This is a genomic window from Hymenobacter sp. DG01, assembly GCF_006352025.1.
Taxonomy (GTDB): domain Bacteria; phylum Bacteroidota; class Bacteroidia; order Cytophagales; family Hymenobacteraceae; genus Hymenobacter.
Genome location: NZ_CP040936.1, coordinates 3,764,705 through 3,777,487, shown reverse-complemented (window position 1 = coordinate 3,777,487; position 12,783 = coordinate 3,764,705). Strand labels below are relative to the sequence as shown.

Annotated in this window: 10 protein-coding genes; 1 reads left to right on the top strand and 9 read right to left on the bottom strand. The window is 60.4% G+C overall.

Annotation, left to right across the window (positions count from 1 at the left end; all coding sequences use genetic code 11):
• The first annotated feature begins 110 nt into the window (after positions 1-110).
• The gene (locus FGZ14_RS16025) at positions 111-1,412 is read left to right on the top strand and encodes a YgcG family protein (RefSeq protein WP_139925215.1); all 1,302 of its coding nucleotides are present in this window, start codon (positions 111-113) and stop codon (positions 1,410-1,412) included.
• A gap of 131 nt (positions 1,413-1,543) precedes the next feature.
• Here the strand turns inward: FGZ14_RS16025 and FGZ14_RS16020 are convergent, their stop codons facing one another.
• The 9 genes from FGZ14_RS16020 to FGZ14_RS15980 form a co-directional block, all read right to left on the bottom strand.
• On the bottom strand, positions 1,544-1,852 hold the full coding sequence (locus FGZ14_RS16020) for a hypothetical protein (RefSeq protein ID WP_139925214.1): 309 nt from the start codon (positions 1,850-1,852) through the stop codon (positions 1,544-1,546).
• A 298-nt stretch (positions 1,853-2,150) separates the two neighbouring features.
• A complete protein-coding gene (locus FGZ14_RS16015) occupies positions 2,151-2,564 on the bottom strand; it encodes a hypothetical protein (RefSeq protein ID WP_139925213.1) in 414 nt (137 codons plus the stop codon).
• A gap of 135 nt (positions 2,565-2,699) precedes the next feature.
• Positions 2,700-3,074, bottom strand: a complete 375-nt coding sequence (locus tag FGZ14_RS16010; protein WP_139925212.1) for a hypothetical protein — start codon at positions 3,072-3,074, stop codon at positions 2,700-2,702.
• A 111-nt stretch (positions 3,075-3,185) separates the two neighbouring features.
• Complete coding sequence (locus FGZ14_RS16005; RefSeq protein WP_139925211.1) at positions 3,186-4,766, bottom strand: M56 family metallopeptidase; 1,581 nt, start codon at positions 4,764-4,766, stop codon at positions 3,186-3,188.
• On the bottom strand, positions 4,763-5,128 hold the full coding sequence (locus FGZ14_RS16000) for a BlaI/MecI/CopY family transcriptional regulator (protein WP_139925210.1): 366 nt from the start codon (positions 5,126-5,128) through the stop codon (positions 4,763-4,765). Before FGZ14_RS16000 ends, FGZ14_RS16005 begins: the two co-directional genes overlap by 4 nt.
• Positions 5,129-5,266: 138 nt before the next feature.
• Positions 5,267-7,411, bottom strand: coding sequence for a M13 family metallopeptidase (locus tag FGZ14_RS15995; RefSeq protein ID WP_139925209.1), 2,145 nt, complete (start codon positions 7,409-7,411; stop codon positions 5,267-5,269).
• Positions 7,412-7,649: 238 nt separating this feature from the next.
• Complete coding sequence (locus tag FGZ14_RS15990) at positions 7,650-9,764, bottom strand: M13 family metallopeptidase (protein WP_139925208.1); 2,115 nt, start codon at positions 9,762-9,764, stop codon at positions 7,650-7,652.
• A gap of 206 nt (positions 9,765-9,970) precedes the next feature.
• Positions 9,971-11,200 carry a TlpA disulfide reductase family protein gene (locus FGZ14_RS15985; RefSeq protein WP_139925207.1) on the bottom strand — a complete coding sequence of 410 codons (1,230 nt, stop codon included), beginning with the start codon at positions 11,198-11,200 and terminating at the stop codon, positions 9,971-9,973.
• A gap of 356 nt (positions 11,201-11,556) precedes the next feature.
• Positions 11,557-12,765, bottom strand: a complete 1,209-nt coding sequence (locus FGZ14_RS15980; RefSeq protein ID WP_219601029.1) for a TlpA disulfide reductase family protein — start codon at positions 12,763-12,765, stop codon at positions 11,557-11,559.
• Positions 12,766-12,783 lie beyond the last annotated feature (18 nt).

Sequence of the window (12,783 nt, the reverse complement as noted above, 5' to 3'; positions counted from 1 at the left end):
TGCGTTAGCCAGATTGCCCCGCGAAGCTCTCCACTTACTGAACCATAGCCACTTCAGGTCCCCGAACGTACAAGAAGGCTGTATTTCCTTCACCCTAACTCCCCGACATTATGCACCGCCTTCTTCTTTTTCTGTGGCTTTTCGTGGTGGGCCTGGGCTGGTCGGCCACGGGCACGGCCCAGGAGCTGCCGCCCCGACCTTCGCCGTTTCAGTTCCTCAACGACCAGGCCCAGCTCCTACCCCCTGCCAACGCCAAAACCCTGGAGAGCGGCCTGCGCCGCTACGCCGATGAAACCGGTACCCAGATTGTGGTGGTAACGGTGCCTTCCTTGGGTGGGCGCAGCGCCGCCGAGTACGCCCGGGCCCTGGGCACGGCCTGGGGCATTGGGCAGCGCGACAAAAACAACGGGCTGGTGGTATTGCTGGGCGCCCAGGACCGGCAGGTAAGCATTCAGGCCGGCTCGGGCCTGCAGGACCGCATTACGCCCGAGCTGACTCAGCGGGTAATCAGGGAGCAGATGACGCCTAGCTTCAAGCAGGGCCGCTACTTTGCCGGCCTGCGCACCGGTCTGAATACTCTGATGCTGGCCGCCAACCCCAGCTCCGATCCGCGTCAGAACCAGCCGGCCGCCGCTGCTACCCCTTCTGCCTCCCCCAACGATATGGGCGCCGCCCCGAACAGCGGCCTCAGCAACGAGCTGCCCGCCAGTGCTGCTACTCCCGACCCCATGATGACGCCCGCTGCCGCGCCTGAGCCGGCCTCCTCGGGCTTTGGCATTGGTACGCTGGTACTGGGCGTGGTGGTAATAGGTGGGGGCATCTGGCTGGTATCAAAGCTATTCCGGCGGCGCAGCCCGGCAGCGCCCACCGCCCCCGGCACCTATGTTGCCGGCACTGCCCCGGCCCCCGATTTCCTGCCCCGCCAGCCCAACGCCCCGGCTGGCAATTACGGGCCACGCGCTACCCAACCCGGCGGCGCTCCTGATTTTCTGCCCAACCGCAACAGCGGCTTCGGCGGTGGTGGGGGTAGCGGCCTGGGCAGTGGCATGGGCGGCATGCTCATGACCGGAGCGGCGGCCGCAGCCGGCGCTTACCTCGGCAACCGCATGGCCGAGGGCCACGACCGGCCGGATAGCAGTGCCCTCAACCCCGACACTCCCCCTCCTTCCCTGGGCACTGATGCTGCCGCCGGAGCCATAGGCGGCGCCGGAGCAGCATCCGGCGGCTTCCCGGCCCTGGACAACACCGGCACCTCGGATGAGGCCGGCCCGGACTACTTCTCGGAGGACTACACGGCTAATGAGCCCGACTACTTTTCCTCTGACGATGCTTCCTCCTACGATGATATGTCGTCGGATGACACGGGCGGGGGTGGTTTCGATGGCGGCGACGATAATAGCGGTAGCTGGTAACTCCCCTGTGGCGCCTGGGTCACTCTCCCGCGCCGGCCGGCCCTACCCCCGGCGGCGTTAAGTAGCCTTGAAAAGCAAAAAGCCGGTTTCCGCGACGTGCGGAAACCGGCTTTTTGCCTGAGGGGGTGCTGCTATTTTTTGGGCATGCTGCGGGTGGGTGCTCCTACCTGCACGCTGGGGGTGCGCTGCTTGCGTTTCTTCTGAGCTTTGAGACGGAGCTTCCAGCGGCGGAAGGGGCCCAGCTTTTTCATCTTGTGGCGGCTGTTACCGCGGTAGCGTTTGTAGTTGGGCCGGCCGCGCTTGTAGGTGCGCCGGAATAACGGCGTGCTTTCCACCATTTCCGTGCCGACCGATGGGCTGCTCTCTGCCTCGGCCCGCGCCGCCTCGGGCTCCAGGAACATCAGAAAAGCCAAAAACAACAAGAGTATTGTTTTGAACATAAGAAAGAATAAGAAGTGGAAGAACACTACCTCGTAACGAAGACCAAGGTAGAATAAATCTTCCTATAATTCACATAACCACCTGATATAAAGATTTTATCTGGAAAACATCATACTAATACCAAGCCAGCAAGATTTCGAATATTAGCTTTATTTTATTTAACTTTTCTTATAAAACCAATGTAACTACCTGTTTTTACTGAACCTGGTACCCCCCGGTTTTCGTGGCAGTCTGCGTGCTCAGGCAGGGGTAGTGGGCGTGGCAGCAACCACTCCGTAACGTCAGCAACTTCAGGGCTTACCCACGGGAGCATAGCCACCGGACGGCCTCGCCTTCATCGGTAAACTGGTTCAGGGAGCAGTAGTTGCCGTGCGTATAGGGCAAGGGGGGTAAGGTATCGTCGTGCACGTCGTTGAGCTGGTGAGGAGCCACCAGAAAGGCCAGGTAGGCATGATTGCCGAGGTGCTGGCGGAGCAGAGGGTAAAATACAGTGGTCAACCAGTGCACGTCGCGGGCATCCACCTCCAGGCGGCGGCGAGAGTCAATCAGCCACCGGTGGCATAGGTCGCAGGCCGTAGCGTAGCGCAGCACTTCCTGGTAACCAGCCCGCAGCTCGTGTGAAGCCGTGGGGCGCGTCCAGCGCACGGCTACGATGCCCAGGTCGGGGCGGTGGGTCAGGTGCAGGAAATCGGCAAGGGTAGTGGAAATCATGCAGTCAGGGCGAAAAAGCAAAACCAACAAAAAGCGTTTTCCCGATACGAAGCCCAGGCATGGCGCGTTGAGCTACCCTGAAACCGCGCCCGGTGCGCCCTGGCCCGGGGTGGCACCTCCGCAAGGGGTAGCAGCCTACGACTTTGCGGGTGCGGCAGGCGCCTCCACGGGCCGGATGTCGTAGCGGCGGTTGAACTCCGCCACCGCGGCCGAACCTACGTTGCGCTTCGTTACCACAATCATCACCCCGGCCGCGGCCTCGGGGCCAAACACACGCACCGCATCTTCCCCGTTTACCACGTTCACGGAGGCAATGGTGCGGCGGTTCAGCGCATTAATGGTTTTCTGGTCAGAAGCCACTCCGTCGAGAAAATACAGGCTGGGGCCATCTATCTGGCCGGCGGGAGCGGCCGGCTCTGGCTCGGCCTGGGCGGTGGGGGTAGTCAGTCCCAGCAGCAAGAGCAGGCTGGTTCCGAAGGCAGTTTGGCGGAAGGAGGAGTAAAGGGACATAGTGGGCTGCCGGGCGCAAAGTTTGTGCCGCAAGCGCAACAGAAAGCCCGGCTTCCGTCAGAAACCGGGCTTTTCGGCAAATAATAACACGTTGATAACCTGCCGGCCGGCCTATTGTTTGGTGGTGATAATTACCGCGCCGTTTTTACCCTTCTCGCCATACTTGGCGGTAGCCTTTTCGGCGTCCAGCACATACACGCTCTGCACGCTACCTGCCGGCAGTTTCGTTTCGCCGGGGGTAGCCTCTTTGCCATTGATGAGCAGCAGGCGGCCCTGCAGATCTGCGGCTGGGAGGCCTTTACCCGCAGTTACGGCGTTTATTATCTGCTGTACTTCCGGCGTTGGCGGTGTATAGGAAATGTTGTGCGCCTTCAGGAAGGCCTGGACCTCTGCCGAGTCTTTGTTTTTCTTCGTGATAACCAGGATAACTCCACTGCTCGCTTTTTCACCGAAAGCTTTAGCGTCCTCCTTCTTCAGCACATTCACACTTTCGATGGCAGCTGGGCTAAGTGCTTCTACTTCAGCTTTAGTGGCTGGCTTGCCATCCAGAAAGTACAAAGGCTCGGCGGCTACCAGCGCCTGGCCTTCCGCGCCGAAGAGCACTTTGACGGGGCGGCGCCCGTAAGCTATTTCCGCCCGGTAGCGCAGGTTACTGCCATCGGCAGCCCGCACTTCGGTCACTCCAATAAGGCGGTACTCCGGATATTCCTTCACAATGTAGGCCAGGGCCGCAGGCGGAAGCGCGCTAACAGGAGCATCTTTCTCCACGTCGGTGGGGGTAGGGGCAGCTAGGTCGGAAGCCGTTCCTACGGCCAACGTTACTTTGGGAGCCGAGAAACTCAAAAGGCTCAGGGCCAGCGGTAGCAGCAGCAGGTAGCGGGCGGCCTGCAGGGGGGCAGTGCGGGGCTTATTCATCATGGCAATGCGGGTTTTTAACAGGTGAAAGTTGAAATGACTGACCAAGGCATTGGAATGGGCCTGACTTTGCACGTTCTGGCGCAGCAGGCGGTATTGGTAGGCTTTGGAATCGAGCAGACCGGACTGCAGCACCCGGTAGTCGGTGTGGAACTCCAGGTTTTCGTGCAGGGCCTGCCGCAGCAGCCACACGCCGGGGTTAAACCAGTAGAACACCAGGCTCAGCTGGGCCAGCAGCACATCCACGGTATGCCACTCGCGCACATGCACCTGCTCGTGGCAGAGAATGGCCGGCAACTCGTCGGGGCCATGCTGGTTGGGGTTCAGATACACCGTTTGCCAGAAGGCAAAGGGTGCCACCGGCTCCGGCACGGCCCGAAACCCTGCCCCCTCAAACTCTGTGGGCCGGGAGCGGCGGTGCAGGCGGTACAAGGACAGCAGCTGCAGCAGAAACCGCACCGCCAGCACCCCTACCCCCGTCCAGTAGGCAAAGCCCAGCCAGTTGATAGCCTCGGGCGCGGTGGCCGCGCCTACCGGCAGTGCCTGCCAGGTGGGCGCCAGCTCCAGCAGCGGCACCGGCAGGGGCTGGCTCCGGGCAAACCACTGGCTGACATCCAGCAGCGGATAAAGCGGCGCGAACACCAGGACCACCAGCAGAAAGGCCCGGTTCAGGCGGAAGAAGGTCAGGCGACGCAGCAGCAGGTAGTACCCGGCGCAGAACAGCAGCAGGGCTCCGTTCACCTTCAGCAGGTAGGGTAGCAGTTCGGGCGTGCTCATTTGTCCTCGCCTTTTTCAATCATGCGCACAATCTCCTTAAGCTCTTCGGCGCTGATTTTCTGCTCCTTGGCGAAAAAGGAAACCAGCTCTTTATAGGAGTTGCGGAAGTAGTCGCCCACGAAGGTGCCCAGAAAGCGCTTGCGGTAGTCCTCGGCCGGAATCAGGGGCGTGAAGCGGAAGGTGTTGCCCAGCTTTTCGCCGCGCAGGTAGCCCTTGCGCTCCAGGTTGCGCACCGTGGAGGCCAGGGTGGTGTAGGGTGGGCGGGGCTCGGGCAGCAGCTCCAGCACCTCCTTGATAAAAGCACCGTTCAGGTGCCAGAAGCCGCGCATGGCTTCTTCTTCAGGTTGGGTAAGTCGTTCCATATCAACCTTTACTATCTTTTCGTAATACTACGAATATTTCGTAATTAGATACATTATTCCGCAGATTATTTTCGATAAAGCGCAAAAAAGCCCGCCTGCAACACGCAAACGGGCTTTTTGATTGATTTAACGTAAGGCTTACCAGATGCGGGCGCGCACGTTGTCGGCGCGTACCATCTTGGCGTCCTGCTTGCAGCCGAAGGCCTCGTAGAACTCGGGCATGTTCATGAGCGGGCCGTTAGTGCGGTACTGAGCCGGGGAGTGCGGGTCCGTGAGCACCTGCTGGCGGATGTACTCGGGCCGGGCGCTGGTACGCCAGATTTGAGCCCAGGCCAGGAAGAAGCGCTGCTCCGGCGTCAGGCCGTCGAACTGGGGCACGCTGCCATTCGGGTACTGCTTCTTGATCTGCTTCTGCAGGGCCGAATAAGCCAGAGCGGTACCACCAAAGTCGGCCAGGTTCTCACCCATGGTCAGCTTGCCGTTCACGAACACCGAGTCCAGGGGTTGGAAAGCGGAGTACTGAGCGCCCACGAGGCCGGCCCGCTTCGTGAATTCGGCGGCATCCTCCTTGGTCCACCAGTCGCGCAGGTTGCCCTCGGCGTCCGATTGGCGACCCTGGTCATCGAAACCGTGGGTGATTTCATGGCCGATGACCGCGCCCATGCCGCCATAGTTCACAGCGTCATCGGCTTTGGGGTCGAAGAACGGGGGCTGCATGATGCCGGCCGGGAACACAATTTCGTTCATCGATGAGTTGTAGTAGGCATTCACCGTGGGCGGGGTCATGCCCCACTCGCCGCGGTCAATGGGCTTACCAAACTTGCTGAGGTTGTCTTTGTACTCCCATTCGCGGGCGGCCAGCACGTTTTTCAGGTACGACTCGCGCGAGATGTTCAGGGCCGAGTAATCCTTCCACTTATCGGGGTAGCCGATTTTAACGGTGAAGGAGTTGAGCTTTTTCATGGCCTCGGTTTTGGTAGCCGGGCTCATCCATTCCAGGGCCTGGATGTGCTCACCCATGGCTTCCTTGATGTTGGCTACCATCTCCAGAGCCTTCTGCTTGGTTTCCGGCGTGAAAGCCTTCTCCACGTAGATCTGGCCGAAGGCCTCGCCCAGGGTACCGTCGGTGGCGCGGAGCATGCGCTTCCAGCGGGGCTGCTGCTGCTTGGCGCCGCTCATCACCTGCTGGAAACGGAACGACTCATCCACGTAGGCTTTCGGCAGGGCCGAGGCCACGGAGTTCACCAGGTGGGCGCGCATGTAGGTTTTCCAGTCGGCCACGGGCTCCTGCTGCAGGGCCGTGCTGGCTTCCTTCATGAACTCAGGCTGCCCTACGATAATCTCCTTGGCCGAGCCCAGGCCAACCTGAGGCAGCATGGCGGACAGCCCCAGGTTCGGGAACTGTTTGTTGGCCTCGGCTACCGTCATTTTGTTGTAGTTGGCGTACCGGTCGCGCAGGGCTACGCGGTCCTTGCTGGCTTTAGCCAAGCGGGTTTCCAGGCGCAGCACGGTAGCGGCGTTCTTGGAAGCGGTGGCCTCATTATCGCCCAACATCTTGAACATGTTGGTCAGGTAAGTAGTGTAGGCCGAGCGGATGGTTTTGGAGCGGGCGTCGTCCTTGAGGTAGTAGTCCCGGTCGGGCAGAGTAAGGCCGCCCTGGCCCAGGTAGAGGGCGTACTCGGTGCTTTTCTTGGAGTCCTGGCGTACGCCGAAGCCAAATACCGAGCGGGTTTGCAGCATCTGCTGGCGCACCAGCTGGGCCTGCAGGCCTTTCAGGTCTTTCACGCCATTGATGCGGGCCAGTTCGGGCTGCAGGTACTTCAGGCCGGCTTTCTCGATGGCCACGGTGTCCATGGCCGAGGCGTAAAAGTCGCCCACTTTCTGCAGGTTGCTGCCCTTGGCGGCCGATTTGTTGGCGGCGGCCGTTTCCAGAATATTGCGCAGCACGGCGTTGTTCTGGTCAATCAGCGTGTTCCAGGAACCCCACGACGACTCGGCGGCCGGAATGGGCGTGTTCTTAAGCCAGGTGCCCGAGGCGTACTGGAAGAAATTGTCGCAGGGCGACACGGACAGGTCGCGGGCCGAGAGGTCGAGGCCAACGCCGGGCATTACCGGACCCTTCGGGGCCTGCGAGGGGGTAGCAGCCGTGGAAGCAGTGGCCGTGCTGGCTGTGGTATCGGTGGCAGAAGAGGCCGAGGCGGCTGGCGTGCTGGAAGCGCAGCCCGTGAGGGCCAGGCCTGCCGCCGTGCCCAGGGTGAGCAACAGGTAGTTTTTGGAGGTCATGTGGGAAAGAAAGTGAATTTATACTCGTGAAATATACAACCGGAAGCGTCACTTACGCCAGTGCCCCGCCCCGGCCCGACGAGCTCCGCCCATCGGGCCGGTTGGCTTCGGGCTGATGGTTGCCCGGTAAGGTTCAGTAGGAGGCCCAGGGGTAGGCAGATGCTGTTCCGGCGGCGCGGATGTGTGCAACGGCAACCGGTCCGACGCTGCGCGTCGGACCGGGGCCGGTGACATCAGGCTACCAGATAACAGCCCGCTCGGCGTCGGGGCGCACCATTTTCTGGCCCTGCTGGCAGCCGAAGGCTTGGTAGAAGGCGGGCATGTTCATCAGGGGGCCAATGGTGCGGTACTGGCCGGGCGAGTGGGGGTCGGTGAGGATCTGCTGGCGCAGGGCAGCCGGACGGATGTTCTGACGGCGCAGCTGGGCCCAGCTCAGGAAGAAGCGCTGCTCGGGCGTGAAGCCGTCAATCAGGGGGCGGTTGCCTTTGCCGTAGGTTTTGTCGAGCTGCTTCTGCAGGGCGCCGTACACAATGGTCAGACCGGCGAAGTCAGCTAGGTTTTCGCCCATGGTCAGCTTGCCATTTACGTGCACGGAATCGAGGGGCGAGAAGGCATCGTACTGGCGTCCCACTACGGCGGCCCGGCGCGTAAACTCCTCCCCATCGGCCTTGGTCCACCAGTCGCGCAGGTTGCCTTCGGAGTCGTACTGCCGGCCCTGGTCGTCGAAGCCGTGGGTCATTTCGTGGCCCATTACGCCGCCAATAGCGCCGTAGTTTACCGCGTCGTCGGCTTCGGGGTCGAAGAAGGGCGGCTGCAGGTACCCGGCCGGAAACACGATTTCGTTCATCGGCGGGTTGTAGTAGGCATTAATGGTAGGCGGGGTCATGCCCCACTCGTTGCGGTCAATGGGCCCGCCGAATTTCTTCACGTTCTGGCGGTAGTTCCACTGCCGGGCGGCCAGCACGTTTTTCAGGTATGACTCGCGTGAAATGTTCAGCTCGGAGTAATCCTTCCACTTATCGGGGTAGCCGATTTTCACGCGCAGGGCGTTCAGCTTCTTAAGGGCTTCGGCTTTGGTGGCGTCGCTCATCCAGGTGTTCGTCTGGATGTGCTCGGCCATGCTCTCCTTGATGTTGGCTACCATTTCCAGGGCCTTGCGCTTGGCTTCCGGCGAAAACGCCTTATCCACGTACAACTGGCCGAACGCCTCTCCGAGAGTAGCATCGGTAGCCGACTGCATGCGTTTCCAGCGAGCGGCCTGCTGCTTGGCCCCGCTCTGCACCTGCTGGAAGCGGAAAGCCTCGTCGGCGTAGGCTTTGGGCAAAGCCGAGGGTAGGGAGCTGACCAGTTGCCAGGTTAGGTAGGTTTTGAGGTCGGCCACGGGCTCCTCTTTCATCATGGCGCTGACTTCCCGAAAGAAATCCGGCTGACCCACAATCACTTCCTTAGCGGCACCAAAGCCGTTTTGGGCCAGCATGCCGGGTAGGCCGATGTTGGGAAACTGCTTGTTGGCCTCCGCCAGGGTCATTTTGTTGTACGTCGAGTTGGGGTCGCGCAGGGCTACGCGGTCCTTGCTGGCTTTGGCCAGACGGGTTTCCACGCGCACCACGGTAGCCGCTTTCTGGGCAGCGGTGGCCTCACTGTCGCCCATCAGCTTAAAGGTGTTGGTGAGGTAGGTGAGGTAGGCCGTGCGCACGGCTTTGGAGCGCGGGTCGTCCTTGAGGTAGTAGTCCCGGTCGGGCATGCCCAGGCCGCCCTGGCTCAGGTTCACGGCGTACACGGTGCTCTGCTTGCGGTCGGGCCCCACCCCGGCCCGGAAGAAGGCGCCGGTGCCCAAGGTCTGCTGGCGGGCCAGCTCGGTTTGCAGGGTTTTGAGGTCTTTGATGGCGGCTATGCGCTTCAGCTCGGGCTGCAGGTATTTCAGGCCCGCCTGCTCAATGGCGGTGGAGTCCATGCCCGAAGCGTAGAAGTCGCCGACTTTCTGGGCGTTGGAGCCCTTGGCGGCCGAGGTGTTGGCGGCAGCCTCTTCCAGAATCTGGCGGAGCGTGGCCTGGGTCCGGTCGCCGAGCAGGTTGCGCGGGCCCCAGCTGGAGGCGTAGGCCGGAACGGGGTTATTCTTCAGCCAGTTGCCACCCGAAAACTGAAAGAAATCTTCGCAGGGCGACACCGAGCGGTCCACGTCCTGGGGGTTGATGCTGCGCCCGCCGGTAGTGAAAGCCACGGCGGCCGGGTTGGCAGCAGCGGCGGGGGTAGCCGTAGTGGCGGTGGTTGTGGGTTGGCTGGTAGCGCAGCCGGCCAGCGTGAGCAGCAGGGCCGCAGCCCCGGCGCGCGGTGAGGCAGAACGGTGTTTCATTCAGCGAATTAGAGGAAGGGATTTCCGCTAAGGTCGCAGCTTGCGCCGGGAAGGTTGCGCGGGTTTGTAGTGGGGTGTAACAGGCCAGTGGCGGGCGAGTTAGATAAGCCAAACAGTCACTTGTTCTGTAATTACTTCTATCTATTGCGGTAGTTTAGTTTCACTTAACATAGTTTGACTTCTCGGACAGCTTTCGTGAACGTCTCCTAGTGCAATTGAGATAGGCGCTTAGTCAATTCTTGAAGCCCCGGCGCTCCCAATCCACGGTAGAGAACTCTTCCCCTGTATACTAAAATAAAGGTAGGGTACTCGCGAATCTCCAACTGCGTGAGCAAGGAATGCGCTTTGTTAGCCGGCACGACGATGTTAGGCCACGGGATGGAATGGGCCGCCACGTAGTTTTTTACCTTCTCCGGCTCGTCCAGGGCTACCCCAACCAGGTCGATGGAAGCTCCATACTGTCGGTGTAGCGCTTGTAGGGCGGGGGTAAGCGCGACGCAGGGCTTGCACCAGGTTCCCCAGAAGTCCAGCACGAGGGGCCGCTCGGCGCCCGTCAACCGAACCCGTTGGCCCTGTACATCGGTCGATTCCGTGGGCTGAAACAGCAATTGCGGAGTACTCCCGTAGGCGGAGGGCGCCTTCTCGGGCCCCGTGACCGTTACGTACAAACTGTCGCCCGCGGGGCTGAGGTGGCTAAGCCGGACCAAGTGTCCATGCATCAGAAACGATTCGCCCAGGCGGTAGGTAACGGGCGCGTTTTTTTCATCCCACATTCGCACCTGCGTGCTGGAGTCTGGGTAGACGAGGTCATGGGGGAGGCCGGGGTAGCCGGGATGGGTTACGCGGAGGGCGAGGCTGTTCGAGCCCAAGGGCAGGGTTCCCATGGACCGATGTCCCTGAAGTTCGAGCCGAAGAAACAAGTCCTGTTCGCGGGCGGAGGCGTACCGTTCCCCCGTGGCATAGACCACCGGTCGAAGTTCGAGCAGCCGGGAGCCGTGTGCTCCCTCCAAGGCGATGCGGAAAGCCGCCGGCGGGGTGTTGCCCGGCGTTGTTGGCAGCACTTGCTGGTCACGGGCCCGAAACGTTAATGAATTGGGGCTGGACGCGGGCACGAGAACGATGCGCTCCTGGGCGTCGCGCCCGATGAGGAAGTTCACCCGCTGGGTGGGCAGTGGCCCGGGACTTCCGCCGAACTCAACGTACTTGAGCAGGTAACGGCTAACCCCCTTCGGTACGGAGCTTGGGGTTTGCACCGTGTCGAGCTGCGTGGAAAATACAAACCGACTGCTGCCCGTCTCCTGTACCAAAGGAATTCCGACAACGTCTTGCGCGGCGCCGCTCAAGACGCAGACGATGACTAGCAGCAACGAGAGTCCCCAACGAGCTGCTCCTCTCTTCAAATCAAGCTGCGCACAGCTGGCAAGAATATAGGGCATTGGACGTTCGGTATGAAGGGCTAGTAATAAGCACCCAAGCTACGGCCTAGCTCTCTTTTCTTCAACAGTAGCACAAGCCAAGGCCGTTGATAGAAGTCAGCCAGTATTTCGGCAAAACGCGCCTGCTCTTGAACAGCTGCCCTGCACGAACCGCCAGCAGGTCGCTGCAATGACTGGCGAGTTCCGTAAACTCGAAACCAGATGCCTTCCCTGGTTTCAAGTAGTAGCACTTCTCCGAGCAGGAATGCCAAGTTATGGCTCCTTATAAGCCATATACAGGTGCACCAAGCGGCCGAGGCGTGGGCCGGGAAGCAAGCTGCTGTCCGCTTCTTGGTGCCCACAAGGAAAGCCTACCATCAGAGGGTTTGTTGTACTTTCTTCTGCAATCCTGGGTAGGGGACATCGACGGCAACAATGCGGCCGGTGCTGTCCACGAGTAAGTTGGCCGGGATGCCGGTAATGCCAAACCGCTGGATATCCTCTCCATTTCCACCTCGCAGCTCCGAGAGGTGCGGGATGCGCAGGCTGTCCTCGGCAATGGCCTGCACCCACTTGTTGTAGTTGTTGTCCAGTGAGACGCCAATCATACCAAAGCCCTTGCTATGGTATTGGCTATAGAGCTGGCGGTACTTGGGCATCTCCATGCGGCAGGGGCCGCACCAGCTGGCCCAGAACTCGACCAGCGTTAGTTTATTCTGTTTGAAGAGCTGCGCGGCATCCAGTTCCTGACCCGTCGGCGTTTTGCCAGCCAGACTCCGGACGTAGCTGCCTACAAAGCGCTGGCTATTCTGGTTGCGGCCTTCGTTTTTGGCTAATTGCTTGTCTAGTAGCTGGCCGTAGAAACTCTGTTGCAACGGCTTAGGCAGGGCTTGGTAGTACTGTCGGAAGCGCTCCACTGCCGGCCGGTCGTTGCGGTTGTCCAGCATGGCGTAGATGGCCACTTCGGAGGTAGGGTGCTGCCGAACGAACAGATCAGCCGCCGAAGCCCAGTAACCGGAAGCCCGGTAGTCGAAGTTTCTGACGGAATCCGCCCATTGCGCTATCAGGGCTTGGTTGCCAGAGTTGAAGGTTTCACGAAACTTCGCCGTGACCAGGGCTTTATCAACAAAGAACTTCTGCCAGAGACTGTCGCGCGTGAGCAGGTACTGTTCCCACTCTTTTTGCTGAGGGGAGGTGGAGAAGACTACCGTATTTTTCAGATAAGAACCCACACCGGCCCGCTGATAGAACTTGGTCCGAATCTGTTTTTTCGTGGCCTTGATATGAATCGAGTCGGTGGGCATATAAAGCTGGACCCAGCCCGAAACCGTCTTGTCCGCTTCACTTTTGTAATAGATACCGTAGAGTCCGGGCTGGGTAATTTTCCCCTGCATAGAGAAGCGGCCCTGGGCAGCAGCTACGGCCTGAATAGTGGAGTCTTCCAGCCACAGCGTTGCCTTACATTCTGCGCACCCCTCTATGTCCGCGACAATCAGGTAGCGGTATTCTTTTGGCTGCTTCTGTTGGCAGCCGCCAAGCAATGCTACCCACAGCAGGAAAATCCAACCGCTTTTGTAATTAGCCATAACCCACATAGTATTCAG